Here is a 17,896-nt window from a genome sequence, read left to right as displayed (position 1 = left end):
GACGCCTCTCAGCGGTCCAGCGCGCGGTCGAGATCCGCGAAGACGCGGTCGTAGGTCGCCGCGAGGCGGTCGAGGCGCGGCGCCAGGCCCTCGGCCGAGCGGCGATGGAACGCGCGGGCGAGCTGGAACTGGAAGGCCTTGGCCTCGCGGCTCAGGTCCGCGGCGGCCGCGGCGGCTGGCCCGAATCCGCCGGCCTCCCGGGCCTCGAGCCACGTGAGATGGCTGGCGAGCATCTCGAAGTTGCCGCCGAGCTGGCGCGTCGTGTTGAAGGCGTAGGCGTGGAACACGCTGAGCGGCCGGACGACCAGCTCCGCGGCCGTCGCCGCGAGGGTGTCGCGGAACGCCAGGACGGGGTTGAGCCGGGGCGCCCGGGCGCGATGCCGGACGAGCAGTTCGCGCGCGACCGCCGGCAGATCCGCCGGGCCGAGCGACGGTGCGACGGTCTTCACGAACTCGGCGTAGGGCGGCAGCGTCGCCGGCTCGAAGATCCCGGCGTAATCCTTCCCGGCGAGGCGGAAGCGACCCGCATTGTGCAGGTAATCGAGCTCCTGCGCGGCCGGATCGATGGCCAGGATCCCGATCGTGGTCTTGCCGTGCTCGCGTCGGTAGGTGGTCCCCTGGGTGTCCGGCAGGTAGATCGCGTCGACCTCGACCAGCACCGGCCGGCCGGCCGCGGCCTGGATCGCGGCGTGGTTCTCGAGGCCGCCGTAGACCGCGAGTTCCAGCACCTCCAGACCGTAGAGGCGCTCGATGTCGCCGGACGGCGGCTTGAAGAAGGTGAACTGATCGCCCTCGAAATCCTGCCGCAGGGTGAAGCCCAGCATCGCCTCCGGAACGAGGCCGCGTCCGTGCAGCAGCTCGATCCAGAGGTCGACGTAGCAGTTCGTCTCCGGCCAGTCGCGGCCGGAATCGTGGAGCGGGTGCGGGACGTAGGGGCCCGCGGCTCCGAGACCCTCCGGCAGGCGCAGCGCGGCGGTCACCGCCTCAGCCCCACAGCTCGGCGCGCACGGCGGCCGGCCACGCGGCGAGATCGAGCCCGTGGTGGCGCAGGAGCGCCAGCGTGATCCGCTCCAGGCCGAAGCCGACGCAGGCCGTGTGGGCGACCTCGCCGTCGGCCTGGCGCAGCTCCCAGGTGCTGCCGAAATGGTCTTGGTGATAGTTGAAGCTGAGGCAGGCCGTCGGCTTGTCGACGCTGTTGACCGGGACGTTCAGCTCGAACTTCAGTCCCTGCGCCCGCTGGTTGTTGGCGAGCATCCGGCCGGCGCGGCCGAAGAACGGGTCGTTGGCCGCGTCGATCGCGAAGGGGAGACCGAGGGCGCGGATCATGGCCGTGCCGCGCTCGAGCCAGGCTTCGCGGAAGGCCAGGACCTGCTCGGGGCTGCCCATGCGCACGTATTCGCGCATCCGGAACAGCTGCATCCGGGTCGGCTCGAGCGAGGGCTCGCGCCGGAAGCAGTAGGATTGCAGGTCGAACAGGCGGCCCTCGGCCGGCAGCGCGCCCCGCGCGGCGGCGACCGGGTAGACCGGGTAGCAGGCCGCGGGCGTCAGCACGATGTCGGTGGCCTCCTGCTGCCCGGTCCAGTCGGTCCCGGCTTCGAGGCAGGCGAGGATCTCGGCATGGCCGCGCGCGTCGCCGCAGAAGCTGTGTACGGTGCCGGCGAGGTTCGGGAAGCCCTTCAGGTAGCCGCTGCGCTCGAAGGCCGGGCGGCTCATGGCCGGCGGGAAGCGCAGCACCTCGGCCTCCTCGGTGGCCCCGAGTCGCGTGATCATCCGGTCGAGGGCGTCGACGACGCTCTCGAAGCCGCCGCTGCGGCCGTAGAGGCCGTCGACGCCGGTCCGGACGAGCAGGCCGTGATCGAACAGGCGGTCGAGGAAGGTCGGGCCGCCGGCCGGCTCGTCCTCGAGCACGACGTCGCCGGGGGGAGAGGAGATCGATTCCATCACGCGCTCATGAGCTGGCCGCTGCCCTTCTGCACGAGCAGGAGCTTGGCGGTGTTGGCGAGGATGCGGTCGTTGCCGATCATCAGCGGCGCGGAGAGGACGTCGCGCAGCGGCCGGCCCAGGCTGAAGGGCGTGTCGTTGCGGTAGCCGGCGAGGCCGACGATCGCGAGCGCCCGCCGGACGATGTCGACCGCCATGTCGGAGACGGTGATCTTCAGGTTGTTGAGCATCACGCAGAAGCCGACGGAGCCGATCGTGTCGGCGTCGCCGTGGGCGTCCTCGAAGCGGCGCAGGGCCGACACGATGGTGCCGCGCATGGCCTGGTGCGCGCTGGAGACCTCGGCGAGGCGCGTCGCGGTCGGCGGGACCTGCCCGGGCCGGCGCCGCGCCTCGGCCTGCACGAAGGCGCGGGCGCGGTCGACCGCGTAGGTCGCGATCCCGTACCAGACGCTGCTCCACAGCAGGTGCGAGGAGGCCAGCATCGACTGGGCGGCGATCTCCGCGAACGGCTTCGGCAGGATCTGCTCGACCGGGACATTTCGGGCTTCCAGGCGGAAGCCGTCGCTGCAGGTCCCGCGCATCCCGAGCGTGTCCCAGTCGCCCGTTCGCGCGAGGGAGATCTGGTCGGCCATCAGCGCGACGAGGACCTGATCGGACGTCGCGGCGTCCGGATGGCGCCGGGCCGTGGCGAGGATCAGGTCGGCGTGGGCGCCGTAGGAGATGACCGACGCGTCCTTCCCGAGGGCGAACACCTCGCCGGTGGTCTCCACGGCGCAGAGGCTGTTGCGCAGGTCGCCGCCGATGCCCGCCTCCGTGGTCGAGGAGGCGACGAGCAGCTGCTCGCGCGCGATGCGCTCCATCAGGCGCCCGTGCCACGGGCTGTCGAGGCCGTGGGTCACGAGGCTGGACACCTTGATGTGGTGCATCGCGAAGACCATCGCGGCCGCGCTGCAGGCCTGACCGAACGTGCTGCACAGCTCGGCGATCTGCGTCAGCCCGGCGCCCTCGCCGCCGAGCTGGCCGGGGATCTGGAGGCCGAGCAGCCGCTCGGACCTCATCGCGGCCACGGCCTCCTCGGGAAAGCGGCCTTCGCGGTCGACGGCGTCGGCGTGGTGCGCCGCCACCGCCGCGGCCCGCTCGGCGCGCGCGGCGAGCGGGCTCATGCGGCTTCCTGCTGGATGAGGGTGGAGACGGCCTCGCGGATCGCGCGGATCGACGAGAACGACTTGCGGTTCAGGAGCTCGTCGGGGAACTCGATGCTGAAACGCTCCTCGAGGCCCAGCATCAGCTGGACGGAACCGAACGAGTCCAGCCCGAGATCGAACAGGCTGTCATCCTCGGAGAGCTGGTCGGCCTTCCCGGCGAAGGCTTCGTTCGCCCCGAGAATCTCACGGATGTCTTGAGCGATGTTCAAGGCGGAACTCCTTATTCCAGTTATCATGACGCTATTGTTCGGATCGGCTCGGCGTCAAATTATCTATTGATTAATAGTAAATAGCGGTCCGTAGAGGGCGACACAGGGTTGCGCGCCGTGCAAACAGGAACCGGATGCGGCCGGCGGCCTACATTCGGCGGCGCCACCTTTACGATCACTTTCCAGCTCTTGCTTTCGTGATCGTGCGTCCAGAGATTTCGCGGATTTAGCAACTCATGCGTGTAAATGCCCCGCCTGATCTTAAATTCGAGACGCGGGCCATTTAGGACGTTTCCGGACTCGTCGTGACGCGGCGGGGCCATCTCGGCCATAAGGGCGCGACGTAGCCCGTCCCGGGCGGGCTCAGCGATCAGCCGGCGCGCGATGATCTACAACCTTCAAATCCTGCGCGCCGTCGCCTCGTACCTCGTCTTCCTCACGCATTTCGGCCTCTACATCGGCCCCGTGCTGCCGAGGCCGGATCTGTTCGCCTTCGGCGCGAGCGGGGTCGACGTGTTCTTCGTGCTCTCCGGGTTCATCATGTTCGTGAGCACGAGCGGGCGCCGCGAGAGCCCGGGCGAGTTCCTGCTCCGCCGCGCGTCGCGCGTTGTCCCGGTCTACTGGCTCGTCACGCTTGCCCTGGCGCTGATCGCGCTGACGGGCCTGAAGCCCATCGGGATCGTGGAGATCCGGCCGGATTACGTCGTCCAGTCCCTGCTGTTCATGCCGTTCTCCCGCGGCGGCTTCGTCGAGCCGCTGAACTCCGTGGGCTGGACACTCAATTACGAGATGTTCTTCTACGTGGTCTTCGCGGCGCTGCTCATGGTGCCGAGACCCGCCTTCCGGGCGCTCGGTGCGGCCGCGATCTTCCTGGCGCTGATCCTGCTCGGATTGCTGCCCGCGTCGAATCTCTACTGGGCGTACTACACGAAGCCGATCCTGATCGAGTTCGCCGCCGGCATCGGGCTGGGATACGCCTACCTGCGGCTCCGGGCGCCGGCCGCGGGCTTCCCGGTCCGGCGCGTGGCGTGCGCGGCCGTCGCGGCCGCTCTTCTGCTCATCCTCGGCGGCCAGATCGTGACCGACGCGCTCGGCGTCAGCCCCGAGCTGTCCGGCTTCGCGCGCCCGCTGATCTGGGGGTCAGCGGCCGTCCTGATCGTCGGTGCGATGCTGCTGCTGGAGCAGGGCGGCATCGCCCTGAAGTCGCGCTGGCTGCTGTCGCAGGGCAATGCCAGCTATTCCTTCTACCTGGTCCACAACCTGCTGCTGCACAGCGCCGCCAAAGTCGCGGCGCTCGTCGTCGCGCCCGGCTTCGCGCGCGCCGCCCTGATCTTCGCGATCGCGTTCCCGGCGGCGGTCGCCGCCGGCGAGTTGCTATTCCGGTATGTCGAGACGCCGGTGATCGCGGCCCTGCGGCGCCGGCTCGACCGGCGGCCCTCGCCCGATCCCTTGCCCGTTCCCGCCGCTTCGTAGGCCGCGCAGCCGGGCCTCCGCCGCAGGTGTGCCGACCCGGCGCAGCGGGCACCCACGGGGAGTCATGCCGAAGATTGCAGGTCTGAGAACACCCTTCGCTTAACGTTAATTATTGGCAAAAATTAAGTTTACACGCCGCGTCTCGCGTCTAAACAGGCGCTATTTTCGACTGTTACTGCGGCGGTGACCCCTTTTTTACAGATCACGCTGCTATTACCCTTTCGTGTGTGCCTTGGCCCGCTGTCACTGGCGGGACCGGCGGGACGGAATGCATGGTCCAGCGTCCGGCGCACCGTCGAGGAAGCTGTGATGCGTGTCGCGATCGTTCACGACTGGTTGTACATCGTCGGTGGCGCCGAGCGTGTCCTCGAGCAGCTGCTGCGGATCTATCCGGACGCGGATGTCTTCGCGCTCTTCGACTTCCTGCCCGAAGCGGACCGGGCGCGGCTGGGCTACACCCAGGCGCATACGAGCTTCATCCAGCGCATGCCCTTCGCGCGGACGCGGCACCGCAACTACCTGCCGCTGATGCCGCTCGCGATCGAGCAGTTCGACCTGTCGGCCTACGATCTCGTCATCTCGAGCAGCTACGCGGTGGCGAAGGGCGTCCTCACCGGGCCCGACCAGCTCCACGTCTCCTACATCCACTCGCCCATGCGCTACGCCTGGGACATGCAGCACACCTACCTGCGGGAGAGCGGCTGCGACGCGGGCATGAAGAGCGTGCTCGCCCGGCTGATCCTGCACCGGATGCGCGTCTGGGATTTTCGCACGGCGGCCGGTCCCAACGCGATCGTGGCCAACTCCGCCTTCGTCGCCCGCCGCATCCACAAGGTCTACGGCCGCACCGCCGAGGTCATCCACCCGCCGATCACGCTGCCGAGCCAGCGGTATGACGGGGCGCGCGGCAACCACTTCCTCGTGGCCAGCCGGCTCGTGCCGTACAAGAACGTCGAGGCGGTGATCCGCGCGTTCGCGCTGCTCCCCGACCTCGAACTCGTGGTGGCGGGCACCGGGCCCGATGCCGCGCGGCTGCGCGAGATCGCGGGGCCGAACGTGTCGTTCTCCGGCTTCGTGCCCGACGCGGAGCTGCGCCACCTCATGGCCACGGCCCGCGCCTTCATCTTCGCGGCCGAGGAGGATTTCGGGATCATCGTGGTCGAGGCCACGTCGGAGGGCACGCCGGTCCTCGCGCTGGGCCGCGGGGGCGCCCGCGAGACGGTCCAGACCCGCGGCCCGCAGCGCACCGGGATGTTCTTCGACACGCCCGAGCCCGTGGCCATCGCCGAGTGCGTCCAGCGCTTCCTGCTGCAGGAGAGCCACTTCACCCGCGAGGCCTGCTGGGCGCAGGCCGAGATGTTCTCGGCCGAGCTGTTCCGCAGCCGGTTCTCGACCTTCGTCGACGACCAGATGGCGATGCACCGGGCCGCCTGCGAGACGCGCCCGCGGATCCTGCCGCGCCTCGAAGCCGTCGGCTGAGGACGCGCCGCATGTCCTTCCTGACTGTCGATCTGGCCGACCGGACGCCGGTTCGCGCCCTCGCCCAGGAGCCGGCGCGCGGCGGTCCGCTGGCCGCGGCCCTCGCCCGGATCTGGCAGCGCCGCTACCTGTTCGCGGCGGTGTTCGCCACCGTCCTCGGCCTCGCCGTGACCGCCCTGCTGATGATCCAGCGGCAATACGTGGCGAGCGGCTCGGTCATCGTGGCCGAGGCGGAACCGGGCGCCAACAACGCCTCGATGGCCTGGATCCAGAAGATCGGCGACCCGGCCGACATCGAGAGCCAGATCCTGGTGATCCGCTCGCCGCGGCTCCTGCGCCTCGCGATCGACGACAACCTCCTCGCCGCGGTGCTGGCCGAGTGCCGCTACGCGGCCTCGGGCGGGCATCCCGACCGGATCAGCGAGAAGAAGGACGCCGCCTGCACGAAGCTCACGACCGACCGCAACGCGCTCGTCGAGTACCTGCAGAAGCGCTACACGGTCCTGAGCTCCGGCCGCTCGCGCATCATCACCATCGGCTACAAGTCGCCGCTGCCCGAGACGGCGCAGACGATGGCCAACGGCCTGATCAACGCCTTCTTGGACGACCAGCGCGAGGCGCAGGCCTCGAGCCGCAAGGCCGCGGCCGACTGGCTGCACACCGAGATCAGCCAGCTGGACGCCTCGATCCGGGCCGACGAGACCCGCATCCAGACCTTCCGGCGCCGCAAGGGCCTGCTGAAGGGCTCGCTCGCCCCGATCAGCGCGGAGCGGCTCACCAGCATCAGCCAACAGCTCGCCGCGGCCGAGACCGCCAAGGCGGACGCGGCCGCGCGGCTCTCCGAGATCGAGGCCAAGGGTGCCCGCGGCGCCGACAGCGCCCCGGCCGTCCTGGCAAGCCCGACCATCGTCTCGCTGAAGCAGCAGCTCAGCGGCGTCAGCGCGCAGCTCGCCAACCAGAGCACCCTGCTGGGCACGAACCACCCGGTGATCCGGGCGCTCGAGACCGAGCAGGCGAGTCTGCGCGCTCGGATCGAGCAGGAGATCGGCAACGTCGCCAAGGGCCTGCGCAAGTCCTACGAGGCTTCGAACGCCCTGGCCAAGTCGCTGCGCGCCCAGCTCGAGACGGCGAAGACCGACGCCGCCGCCGCCATGGACGACGAGGCCTCGATCGAGGGCATGGTGCGCAACGCCGAGATCAAGCGCACCCGCTACGCCGATCTGGTCAAGCGGGCGGGCGAGCTGGAGACCGAGCGGCGCATCCTCACCGGTAGCACGCGGCTCGTCAGCCTCGCCGAGCTACCGCAGGAGCCGTTCTCGCCCAAGGCCGTGCCGTTCCTGGCGGGCGGCATCGTGCTGGCGGGCGTGCTCGCGGCCGCCGCCGCGCTGCTGCGCGACTACACCGACCGGCGCGTGCGCACCTCGGCGCAGCTCATGGCCGGCACCGGCGCCCCGGTCTTCGCGCAGCTGCCGAGCCTGGAGCCCGCCGGCCTCGTCGGCCGCTTCTCCGAGCGGCAGCGCGAGCTCGACCTCGCGGAGGCCCTAGCGCGGGCGCGGGTCGACCCGGTGATGCAGAACGTCCTGCGCAACCTGCACGCCCATCTCGTGCTGGCGGGCGCCGGCAAGTCCCGCGTCATCCTGGTGACTTCGGCGAAGCCGCGGGAGGGCAAGTCGTTCACGGCCTTCGCGCTGGCCGGCATCGGCGCCGCGAGCGGCCGCCGGGTGCTGGTGGTCGAGTGCGACCTGCGGCGCCCGAACTTCGAGGCCTCCCTCGGGCTCGGCCGCGGCCCCGGCCTCGGCGGCGTGCTCCGCGGCGAGATCGACCCGGCCGACGCGGTGGTCCAGGCCGGACGCTTCGACGTCATCCCCGCGGGAACGCCGACGGCCGACTCGACCGAGCTCCTGATGGGCGACCGGATGGCCGACTTCCTCAAGTGGAGCCGCCGCTACGACCTCGTCCTCCTGGACACCCCGCCGACCAGCCTCCTGATGGATGCGGCGATGCTGGCCCGACACGTCGACGGCGTGCTCTGCTGCGCCCGCTACGGGCGCTCGCAGCTCTCCGATACGGTCGAGACCGTGGCGAACCTGCGCCGCGCCGGCGGACACGTCCTCGGGATCGCCATGACGATGGTCCGCCCGGGCATCCAGTCGACCTACGACGTGATGCCGCTGCCCGATCCCCGCACGGCCGCGAGCGCGCGATGACCGAAGTGCTCCCCGCCGACGCGCTCGCGAAGCGCGGCCTCCTGGACCGGGCGCAGGCCGCGCGGTCCGTCGTCGCCGCGCGGCCGCGGGTTCTGTTCGTGAGCCATACCGGAACGATGTCCGGTGCCGAGCTGGTGCTCCGCGACGCAGTCCGGCCTTGGGCGGGCTCCAGCGCCTTCCTGTTCGAGGACGGCGCGCTGACCGCGGCCCTCCGCGACGCGGGTCTGGAGATCCGTCTCGCGCGCCGCCGGTCCGCCCTGGCAGGCCTCCGGCGGGACGTGTCACCGCTGAGCGCGCTACCGGTCCTGGGACAGCTCGGTTCCCTGGCGCTGGAGATCGCCCGATCGGCCCGGTCCTGCGACGTGGTCTACGCCAACTCGCAGAAGGCCTTCCTGCTCTCGTCTCTGGCCGCGCGCGCCGCCGGGCGCCCCCTGATCTGGCACCTCCATGACATCCTCGACGGGGCGCATTTCGGCCGGGCGCAGCGCATCCTGCAGATCCGGCTCGCCAATCTCTGCGCCGCCCGGGTGATCGTTCCCTCCGAGGCCGCCGCGCGGGCCTTCGTCCAGTCCGGCGGGCGCCGGTCGCTGATCCGCGTCGTGCCGAACGGCCTCGACGTCGATCCGGCACCCTGCTCCGCCGCCGTTCTGCGCGCGGAACTCGGCCTGCCGGACGGCCCCCTCGTCGGCGTCTTCAGCCGCCTCGCGCCCTGGAAGGGGCAGGACGTTCTGATCGAGGCGCTGGCGACCCTGTCCGGCCTCCGCTGCGTCGTGGTCGGGGCGCCGCTCTTCGGCGAGGATGCCTACGCGGCGCACCTGCGCGACCTCGCGGCGCGGCGCGGCCTCTCGGACCGGGTGCTGTTCCTCGGACAGCGCGACGACGTCCCCCGGCTGATGCAGGCGGTCGACGCGGTCGTGCACCCCTCGGTCGATCCCGAACCGTTCGGTCGCACCCTGGTCGAGGCGATGCTGGTCGGCGTGCCGGTGATCGCCACCGACGCCGGCGCCTCCGCCGAGATCCTCGACGGCGGCGCGGCCGGGACGCTGGTGCCGCCGCGTCGGCCGGATCGACTCGCGGCGGCCCTGTCGGCGCTGTTCGCCGATCCCGGCGCCTTCAGGGCGCGCGCCGCGCTCGCGCGCGGACGGGCGCTGTCCCGCTACGGCGCGGAGCGCATGCAGCGCGATCTCGCCGACATCATCCTCCAGGTCGCCGGCCGGGCCTGACGGGCCGGCGATCCCCCTTCCTATTCGGAGCCGCCAGACCCGCCATGCCGCGCGTCCTCGTCAACATGCCGAGCCAGCATGCCGGTCGGCCGTCGGGCGTCGCGCTCGTCGCCTTCCGGGTGATCGCCGGCCTAGTCGCGCGCGGCACCTTCGCGGTGGTGCTCCGCTCCCCGTGGCGCCGCGACCAGCTGCCGGCGTCGATCCGCGACCGCGTCGAGGTCGTGACGGTGCCGCGGCCGCGGATCATGCTGCTCGACGTCCTGCGCCAGTGCCTCGCCGTCCCGCGGCTGTGCCGCGCCCGCGGCATCGACGTGGTGCTGAACATCGACCCGTACGGGGCGGCCTTCGGCGGACGCGCCCGCGTCAGCGTGGTGCACGACCTCTATTTCCGCACCCTGCCCGAGCGCATCCGTTCCCGCGAGGCCCTGACCACCGACCCCATCTTCCGCCTGGTCCTCGGCAACAGCACCCGGGTAATCGCCGTCTCGGAGGCGACACGGCGCGATCTGGAGTACCATTATCCGCAGCTCCGCGGCCGGACGCGGACCGTGCCGTCCGCGGCCATGCTGGACCCATCAGTGGCTTGTTCCGTCGTCGAAGTCCCGGCGGGGCCGTACGTGCTGGCCGTCGGCAACGCCCTCTACAACAAGAACTTCGCGACCCTCGCGCGCGCCGTGGTCGCGCTCGGGAGGCCGGGGATCGGGATCGTCCACGTCGGCGAGGATTCCGACGAGGCCGTCGCCGCCGCACTCGGCGACGCGCCGGTCCCCCTGACCCGCCTGTCGGGCATCGGCGACGACAGGCTGGCGGCCCTCTATCGCGGCGCGCTGTGCCTGTGCGTCCCGTCCTTCGCCGAGGGATTCTGCCTGCCCGTTCTGGAGGCGCAGGCCCTCGATTGTCCGGTGATCTGCTCGGACCGCTCCGCGACGCCCGAGATCGCGGGAGCCGGCGCCCTCACCTTCGATCCCGACGACGCGGCGGCGCTGACCGAATGCCTGCGCCGCCTGCTCGACGAGTCGGGACTCAGGGCCGCGCTGATCGCCCGCGGCCGCGACAATGTCCGGCGCTACGACTGGGCCGAGACCGCGCGCCGCTACGAGACACTGCTGCTCGACGCGCTGCAAGACGGCGCGGCGGCGCGTTCCGCCCGGGAGGTGCCGCATGCGCATCCTGCACCTTAGCTCGCTCTACGCGCCCGAGCAGGTCGGTGGCGCCGAACTGATGGTCGGGACGCTCTCCCGGACCCAGGCGGATCTCGGCCACAGCGTCGCCGTTGCCTGCGCGGCGCGGACCGAGGGCGGACCGGTCCTGCAGGACGGCGTCACGGTTTACCGGACTGGCTACGGGACGCCGTTCCACATCCTCGATTGGCCGCAGCACGGGCGGGTCGAGCGCCTCCGCTACAAGGTCGCGGCGCAGTGGAACCGCCACGCCGTCGACCGGATGGCGCGGGCGGTCCGGGACTTCGCCCCCGACCTCGTGAACACGCATTCCATCTCCGAGCTACCGCCGGCGCTCTGGCCGATGCTGCGGCGGCTCCGGATGCCGGTCGTGCACACGCTGCACGACTTCACCAGCCTCTGCACCAACGGCGCGATGGTGCGCCACGGGCGTCCCTGCTCCCAGCAGCATCTCAAGTGCCGCCTCTACGCCGCGCCGCACCGGCGCTGCCAGCGCGCCGTGACGGCCGTCGCCGCCGTGGGCTCGGACATCCTCGACCGCCACCTCGCGGCCGGCCTCTTCACCCACGTGCCGCCGGCGCTGCGCCGGGTGATCTGGAACCCGATCCCGCCCGGCTCGCCGGTGACGCGGGCGAAGCGGGCGCCCGGCGCGCCGGTCCGGTTCGGCTATCTGGGCCGGATCGAGGGTGCGAAGGGACTCGATGTCCTCCTCGAGGCCTGCCGGCGCCTGCCGGAGGCGGGCTGGCGCCTCGCTGTTGCGGGTCGCGCCGTGGACGGACTGGACCGCTACCGAGCCCTGGCCGAGGGCCTGCCCGTGACCTTCCCGGGCTACGCCGAGCGCGACGCCTTCCTGGACGATCTCGACTGCCTCGTGGTCCCGCCGATCTGGCCCGAGCCTTTCGGCCGGACGGTGGCAGAGGCCTACGGGCGCGGCGTCCCGGTGATCGGCACCGCGACCGGCGGCATCGGCGAGCAGGTCGGGTCCGGCCCCTGGCTGGTCCCGCCCGGCGACGTGCCGGCGCTCGCCGCCGCGATGGCCCGGATCATCGCGGAGCCGGCCCGTCTCGCCGAGGGGCTCGCCCGCGCCGCACGCATCCGCGCCGGCACCGATCCGGTCGCTGTGGCGACCGCCTATCTCGATCTCTACGCCGCGACCCGCGACGCGGCCTCCATCGAACCGCTTCCCGAGCCTTCCGCCCGCGCGGAGCGCCCGCACCTCAGCGAGTGCCGTTCATGATGACCCCCACCCTGTCGTCGAGCTACGCCCGGGTCCTCTCGGAGGAACCCCGCGCCCAGGACCGGGACCGCCCGAGGGATCAGGCGGCCGCGCGCGCGGTGACCGGCCCCCTGCGGATCCTGCATCTCAGCGCCCTCTACCCGCCCTACATCGTGGGCGGCGCCGAGCGCTCGGTGGAGCACCTCGCCGAAGAACTCGTCGCGGCCGGCCACACGGTGGCGGCGGCCTGCATCGCCCGGGAGCCCGAGCCCAAGAGCGTGCGCGGCGGCGTCACCGTCTACCGCATGGCCCACCACAACGATTTCTGGCTCGAGGACTGGCCCCAGGCGAGCCGCTTCGGCCGCGCCTGGGCGAAGCTCAAGCAGCAGTGGAATTTCGCCGTCGCGGCCGAGTTCGGCCGCGTCCTCGACGATTTCCGCCCCGACATAGTCAACACGCACTCGCTGCTCGACGTCTCGACCCTCGTCTGGCGCGAGGCGGCCAAGCGCGGGATCCCGATCGTCCACACGGTCTGCGAGTACGACCTGATCTGCGGCAACGCCGCGATGTTCAGGGACGGCAAGCCGTGCGACCGCTGGCACCTGGGCTGCAAGGTGGTCAACGCCGCCAAGCAGATCACCAACCGGTCGGTGGACGCCGTCGTCAGCGTCGGCACCGAGATCCTGAAGACCCATGTCGACCACGGGTTGTTCGCGCATCTCGCGCCCGAGCGGCGCCGGGTGATCTTCTATTCCTGCACCGTCCCAGAGGGCGACCCGGAGGCCAGGCGCCGGATCGACCGGACCGGCCAGCCGATGACCTTCGGCTATCTCGGCCGGATCAACACCGAGAAGGGGGTCGGCACGATGATCGACGCCTTCCGGCGGATCGGTCCCGGCGACTGGCGCTGCCTCGTCGCCGGCCACGCGATGGACGACTCGATCGAGCGGTTCAAGGCGCAGGCCGAGGGCCTGCCCATCGACTTCGTCGGCTGGGCGAAACCCGCCGAGTTCCTCAGCGCGATCGACGTGCTCATCGTCCCGTCGTTCTGGGCCGAGCCGTCGCCGCGGACGATCTACGAGGCCTACACGATGGGCGTTCCGGTGATCGGGGCGGGCTCGGGCGGCATCCCCGAGCTGATCGGCGAGGACAACGCCGACTGGCTGTTCACGCCGGGCGACGACGCCGACCTCGCCGCACGGCTGCGGACCGTGATCGCCCGCGGCCGCGGTGACCTGCCGGACGAGCGCGCCTTCCAACACGTCATCCGCGAATCGACCTCGGAGCGCGTCGCCGAGAAGTACCTCGATCTCTATGCCGAACTCGTTGCCGAGCGTCGGGCGAGCCGCCCGTGAGCGCCGCCGCGCCGGTCCTGTCGGAGGCGGCCGCCGCCGAGGAGGAGCCGGGGCTCGCCTCCGGCGCCGCGATGACGCGGCGCTCGTTCGACGCCGCGCGCTGGGTGGCGGTGGCCTCGGTCGGCAACGTGGTCCTCAGCTTCGGGGTGTTCCTCGTGCTCGCCCGCCTCATCGGGCCCGCCGAGTTCGGGATGGTAGCGATCGCCGCGGTCTTCATCGACATCCTGCAGATCGTCGCCCGCTGCGGCCTGCCCGACGCGGTGGTCCAGCGCGCCGACCTCGACGAGGACTTCGCCGCCACCGCCTTCTGGGTGATGCTCGCCACGGGTGTCCTATGCGCCGTGGGCCTCGTGGCCCTGGCCGGCCCGATCGCCTGGATCTTCGACCTGCCGGCGCTGCGGCCGGTCCTGTGCGCGCTCTCCGCCTGTTTCGTCATCACCGCCGCGGGCGCGATCCACGAAGCGCGGCTCCAGCGGAGCTTCGGCTTCCGCAAGCTCGCCCTGCGGGCGCTCGGCGCCAACGTGCTCGGCGGCGCCGCGGCCCTCGTGCTGGCCCTCGACGGCTACGGCGTCTGGAGCCTGGTGGTGCAGCGGCTCGTCGCCGCGACCGCGACCACGCTCCTGACCTGGGCGGCGGCCCGCTGGATTCCGCCGCTGCGGCTGCACCTCGCCTCCGTGCGCGAGCAGATCGCGTTCGGCTCGCGGCTGTTCTGCACTTATCTGCTGCTCGTCGCCTCGATCCGGAGCCAGGAAGTCATCGCGGCCTACTTCCTGTCCGCCACCGATGTCGGCTACCTGCGCCTCGCGTGGCGCTGCATCGACCTCGTGAGCCAGGTCGCGGTCATCCCGCTGACCACGGTCGGGCTGACCACCTACGCGCGCCTCCAGGACCGTCCGGGCGAGCTGGCCGCGGCCTTCCACGGATTCACCGAGGCCTCCGCGTTCCTGGCCGTGCCGGCCTTCTTCGGCATGGCGGCCGTCGCCCCGACCCTCATCCCGTTCCTGTTCGGCGACCAGTGGCACGACGCGGCGCCGGTGCTGCGGACGCTCGCGCTCCTCGCCCCGGAATTCGTCGCGACCTCGATGCTGTGGATGATCTTCACGGCCCTGGGCCGCAACGGCACGGCCCTGCGGCTCGCCGGCGCGCAGTTCGGCCTCGGCGCCGCGGCGGCCGTCGTCACCGCGCCCTTCGGCCTCGCCGCCCTGGTCGCCGGGCACGTGGTGCGGGCCTACCTGTTCACGCCCGCGATCGTCGCCAGCGCGGGGCGCGTCGTCCCGGTCACGAACGGGCGGCTCGTGCGGCTCCTCGCGCCGATCACGCTCTGCGCCGGCGCGATGGCCGGGCTCGTGCTGGTCGTCCAGGGTCCGGTCCACACCGTCCTCGGGGACCGGTTCGGCCTCTTCGCGGCGGTCGGGATCGGGATCGCGGCCTATCTGGGCCTCGCCTGGATCTTCATGCGCGGCACGCTGCGCACGGCCGTCGGCCTCTTCCTGCGGCGCCCCGCCTGATCTGCACCCTCCGCCAACCTTTGTGGGCGACACTGCCCGCTAGAGGCCGCGGCCGGCGGAGGGTTCATCGGCGGCCGATGCGCGGGGACGGTGCAGGGTGATGGCGGGACAGGCGTTGCCGATCGAGACGCGCGCGCCGGCCGCGTCCCTCCTCGCGGACCGCGTCGCCGTGTTCCTGCTCGGCGCCGCCCTGAACTTCAACGTCCTGACCTCGACCTTCGGGCTGCCGTTCCAGCGCCTGTCCGACCTGCTGCCGTTCCTGCTCATCCCCTGGCTTGGGTTGCGCCGCGCCGTCGTCGCGGAGGCACTGCGGCAGGCCGCGCCCCTCGCCGGCATCCTGGCGCTGATCGCGGCCTCGTTGGTGCTGAAGGCGCACAAGCAGGCGGGCGACGTCTACCTGACCCTCGTCCTGCTGCTCTACGTGGTCCAGGCGTTCATCCTGCTGGTGATGTTCCGCGACCGGCGCGTCCAGGACGCATTCTGCGTCGGCCTGCTCGCCGGCATGCTCGCCTCCCTCGCGGTCCTGCTGCTCGCCGCCTCCGGCATGCCGCTCGACCGGTTCGGACTCGCCGTTCCCACGGACGGGCTCGACGAGGAGCTGAAGATGTTCGTGCAGGACAAGCAGGGCGGCCTCTGGGCCTCGGGCAACGAGACCGGCCACGTCTTCGCCCTGGCCGGGGCCGCGGCCCTGCTGCTCAGCCTGCGCTATCGACTGAAGATCGTCTATCTCGCCTACTTCGCGGCCCTCCTGGCGAGCTTCCCGTTCACCAACAACCGCGCCGGCCTGTTCATGCCGATCCTGTTCCTCGGCCTGCTGATGCGGCGGAACCTCAAGGCGCCCGCGGTGCTGGCCGCGCTCGGCGTCCTGGGCGTCCTCCTCGTGGCCTGGGCGGTGACGGGGGAGATCCCGCTGCCGGGGACGCTGTCCCAGGCGATCGAGCGGCGCTTCGCCGAGGACCACAACGTCACGGGCAATTTCGACGAGCGGTTCCTGTCCGGCGTGACCGCGCTCCAGCTGGTCCTCGAGTACCCGTTCGGCGTCGGCGAGGTCGCCCGCCGGGAGGAGCTGCAGGCCCTGACCGGGCTCGTGACACCACACAACGGCTTCGTGTCGCTGGCACTCCAGAGCGGCATCGCCGCGGCGCTGCTCCTCGTCGCCGGCCTCGGGCGAATCCTGCTGGCGCCCGCCGCCTTCGGGCCGTTCCTGACCTACAGCGCGGTGTTCCTGATCCCGTCGCTCATGTTCGAGGAATTATCGGTCAACCAGTACTTCCTCTTCTTCATGGGCTTCGTCCTGGCATCCCTCGCGCTGCCACCGGACCGCGCCCAATCGGCCCCGGATTAGGGACCGCGCCGCCACGGATCGCGGCGCGGCCCGCGTGCTCAGCGCATGACGAAGGGGTTCTCCGGGGCGTCGCGGCTCGTGGAGATCCAGACGCTCTTGGTCTCCAGGTACTCGCGGATCGATTCGATGCCGCTCTCGCGGCCGATGCCCGAGCGCTTCATGCCGCCGAACGGCATCATGTAGCTCACCGCCCGGTAGGTGTTCACCCAGACGGTGCCGGCCCGCAGACCCTTCGACATGCGCATCGCGCGGCCGATATCCTGGGTCCAGACACCCGCCGCGAGCCCGTAGATCACGTCGTTGCCGACCCTCAGCGCCTCGGCCTCGTCCTCGAAGCCGATGATCGACAGCACCGGGCCGAACACCTCCTCCTGGGCGATGCGCATGTCGTTGGTGACGCCCGTGAAGATCGTCGGCTCGACGAACTGGCCGCCGAGCACGCCGGGTCCGGAGGCGGGGTTGCCGCCGAAGACGCAGCGCGCGCCCTCGCTCTTGGCGAGCGCGATGTAGTCGAGCACCTTCGTGTACTGGGGCGGCGTCGTGATCGGCCCGATATTGGTGTCGGCCTGCATCGGGTCGCCGAGCTTGGCGGTGCGGGCCAGCTCGATCAGGCGCTCGGTGAATTCCTGGCGGATGCTGTTCTGCACCAGCAGGCGCGAGCCGGCGATGCAGGTCTGCCCGGTGGCCGCGAAGATGCCCGAGATCGCCCCCGCGGCGGCGGCCTTCAGGTCGGCATCGGCGAAGACGATGTTGGGCGATTTCCCGCCTAGCTCCAGGGAGACGCGCTTGATCTGCCGGGCGGCGGCCTCGTAGACTTTCGCGCCGGTGACGTCCGAGCCCGTGAAGGTGATCTTGGCGACGTCGGGATGCTCGACGATGGCGGTGCCGGCCTCGCCGCCGTAGCCGGTGACGACGTTGAACATGCCGTCGGGCAGCCCGGCCTCCTTGGTCAGGCGGGCGAATTCCAGCGTGCTCGCGGAGGCGAACTCGGACGGCTTCACCACGACCGCGCAGCCCGCCGCGAGCGCGGGCGCGCATTTCCAGGCGACGAACAGGAGCGGCGAGTTCCACGCCGTCAGCGCCCCGACCACGCCCACCGGCTCGTGCCGGGTGAACGCGAAGGTCTCGGGCTTGTCGATCGGCACCTGCGCGCCCTCGACCTTGTCGGCGAGCCCCGCGTAGTACCACCACCATTCCGGCTGGTAGCGGGTCTGGCCGTACATCTCGGCGAACAGCTTGCCGTTGTCGCGAACCTCGATCTCGGCCAGCGCCTCGGCCTCGCGCTCGACGAGATCGCCGATCCGGCGCAGGACCTTGCCGCGGGCCGAGGCCGTCATGGTCGCCCAGGGGCCGTCCCACATGGCGCGCTTGGCGGCGGCCACCGCCCGGTCGACGTCGGCGCGCCCGGCGCGCGGGATCCGCGCCCAGGGCTCGCCGCGATAGGGGTCGATGGACTCGAACCACGCGCCCTCGACCGGATCGACGGACTGCCCGTCGATGTAGAGCTGGTAGGTCTTCACGGCGCGCCTCTCCGTCCGGGGATGCGCGCCATAT

The 17,896-nt window shown here is 71.4% G+C and carries 14 protein-coding genes; 9 read left to right on the top strand and 5 right to left on the bottom strand.

Annotated features, from left to right (window positions below; all coding sequences use genetic code 11):
* Positions 1-8 precede the first annotated feature (8 nt).
* From BMY19_RS04485 to BMY19_RS04470, 4 genes are read right to left on the bottom strand one after another with little or no spacing between them, the layout of a single operon-like run.
* Positions 9-980, bottom strand: coding sequence for a DUF1839 family protein (locus BMY19_RS04485; protein WP_100250975.1), 972 nt, complete (start codon positions 978-980; stop codon positions 9-11).
* 4 nt (positions 981-984) lie between these two features.
* Entirely contained in the window at positions 985-1,941 is a 957-nt protein-coding gene (locus tag BMY19_RS04480) for an amino acid--[acyl-carrier-protein] ligase (protein WP_100250974.1), read from the bottom strand.
* Entirely contained in the window at positions 1,941-3,104 is a 1,164-nt protein-coding gene (locus BMY19_RS04475) for an acyl-CoA dehydrogenase family protein (protein WP_100250973.1), read from the bottom strand. The genes BMY19_RS04480 and BMY19_RS04475 overlap by 1 nt, the downstream gene beginning before the upstream one ends.
* The gene (locus BMY19_RS04470) at positions 3,101-3,355 is read right to left on the bottom strand and encodes an acyl carrier protein (RefSeq protein ID WP_020091554.1); all 255 of its coding nucleotides are present in this window, start codon (positions 3,353-3,355) and stop codon (positions 3,101-3,103) included. The genes BMY19_RS04475 and BMY19_RS04470 overlap by 4 nt, the downstream gene beginning before the upstream one ends.
* A 384-nt stretch (positions 3,356-3,739) precedes the next feature.
* On the opposite strand from BMY19_RS04470, the gene BMY19_RS04465 reads away from it, so the two are divergent.
* From BMY19_RS04465 to BMY19_RS04425, 9 genes are all read left to right on the top strand, one after another.
* Positions 3,740-4,828, top strand: a complete 1,089-nt coding sequence (locus BMY19_RS04465; RefSeq protein ID WP_100250972.1) for an acyltransferase family protein — start codon at positions 3,740-3,742, stop codon at positions 4,826-4,828.
* Between the two features lie 309 nt (positions 4,829-5,137).
* Positions 5,138-6,307 (top strand): glycosyltransferase, encoded by a 1,170-nt coding sequence (locus BMY19_RS04460; protein ID WP_100250971.1) that lies wholly within the window; start codon positions 5,138-5,140, stop codon positions 6,305-6,307.
* A gap of 11 nt (positions 6,308-6,318) precedes the next feature.
* Positions 6,319-8,514: a GumC family protein gene (locus tag BMY19_RS04455; protein WP_100250970.1), complete on the top strand. Its 2,196-nt coding sequence runs from the start codon at positions 6,319-6,321 to the stop codon at positions 8,512-8,514.
* Entirely contained in the window at positions 8,511-9,737 is a 1,227-nt protein-coding gene (locus BMY19_RS04450) for a glycosyltransferase (RefSeq protein WP_170862904.1), read from the top strand. The genes BMY19_RS04455 and BMY19_RS04450 overlap by 4 nt, the downstream gene beginning before the upstream one ends.
* A 44-nt stretch (positions 9,738-9,781) precedes the next feature.
* Entirely contained in the window at positions 9,782-10,918 is a 1,137-nt protein-coding gene (locus BMY19_RS04445) for a glycosyltransferase family 4 protein (RefSeq protein ID WP_100250969.1), read from the top strand.
* Positions 10,899-12,155 carry a glycosyltransferase family 4 protein gene (locus tag BMY19_RS04440; protein ID WP_100250968.1) on the top strand — a complete coding sequence of 419 codons (1,257 nt, stop codon included), beginning with the start codon at positions 10,899-10,901 and terminating at the stop codon, positions 12,153-12,155. Before BMY19_RS04445 ends, BMY19_RS04440 begins: the two co-directional genes overlap by 20 nt.
* Before the next feature lie 110 nt (positions 12,156-12,265).
* A complete protein-coding gene (locus BMY19_RS04435) occupies positions 12,266-13,489 on the top strand; it encodes a glycosyltransferase family 4 protein (protein WP_056522266.1) in 1,224 nt (407 codons plus the stop codon).
* On the top strand, positions 13,486-14,997 hold the full coding sequence (locus BMY19_RS04430; protein ID WP_100250967.1) for a lipopolysaccharide biosynthesis protein: 1,512 nt from the start codon (positions 13,486-13,488) through the stop codon (positions 14,995-14,997). The genes BMY19_RS04435 and BMY19_RS04430 overlap by 4 nt, the downstream gene beginning before the upstream one ends.
* A gap of 115 nt (positions 14,998-15,112) precedes the next feature.
* On the top strand, positions 15,113-16,342 hold the full coding sequence (locus BMY19_RS04425) for an O-antigen ligase family protein (protein ID WP_244534828.1): 1,230 nt from the start codon (positions 15,113-15,115) through the stop codon (positions 16,340-16,342).
* A gap of 38 nt (positions 16,343-16,380) precedes the next feature.
* Here BMY19_RS04425 and BMY19_RS04420 read toward each other — a convergent pair whose 3' ends face one another.
* Positions 16,381-17,862: an aldehyde dehydrogenase gene (locus BMY19_RS04420; protein WP_100250965.1), complete on the bottom strand. Its 1,482-nt coding sequence runs from the start codon at positions 17,860-17,862 to the stop codon at positions 16,381-16,383.
* Positions 17,863-17,896 lie beyond the last annotated feature (34 nt).

Origin of the sequence: Methylobacterium sp. UNC300MFChir4.1 (genome assembly GCF_900110155.1) — a bacterium.
Lineage (GTDB): Bacteria > Pseudomonadota > Alphaproteobacteria > Rhizobiales > Beijerinckiaceae > Methylobacterium.
The sequence above is the reverse complement of the archived record's forward strand: the minus strand, read 5'-3'. Positions and strand labels throughout refer to the sequence as shown.

What these genes read in the sequence shown, in the direction of transcription:
- BMY19_RS04445 (WP_100250969.1), top strand. Translation starts at nt 9,782, where the DNA reads ATGCCGCGCGTCCTCGTCAACATGCCGAGCCAGCATGCCGGTCGGCCG.
- BMY19_RS04480 (WP_100250974.1), bottom strand. Translation starts at nt 1,941, where the DNA reads ATGGAATCGATCTCCTCTCCCCCCGGCGACGTCGTGCTCGAGGACGAG.
- BMY19_RS04455 (WP_100250970.1), top strand. Translation starts at nt 6,319, where the DNA reads ATGTCCTTCCTGACTGTCGATCTGGCCGACCGGACGCCGGTTCGCGCC.
- BMY19_RS04440 (WP_100250968.1), top strand. Translation starts at nt 10,899, where the DNA reads ATGCGCATCCTGCACCTTAGCTCGCTCTACGCGCCCGAGCAGGTCGGT.
- BMY19_RS04460 (WP_100250971.1), top strand. Translation starts at nt 5,138, where the DNA reads ATGCGTGTCGCGATCGTTCACGACTGGTTGTACATCGTCGGTGGCGCC.
- BMY19_RS04465 (WP_100250972.1), top strand. Translation starts at nt 3,740, where the DNA reads ATGATCTACAACCTTCAAATCCTGCGCGCCGTCGCCTCGTACCTCGTC.
- BMY19_RS04450 (WP_170862904.1), top strand. Translation starts at nt 8,511, where the DNA reads ATGACCGAAGTGCTCCCCGCCGACGCGCTCGCGAAGCGCGGCCTCCTG.
- BMY19_RS04475 (WP_100250973.1), bottom strand. Translation starts at nt 3,104, where the DNA reads ATGAGCCCGCTCGCCGCGCGCGCCGAGCGGGCCGCGGCGGTGGCGGCG.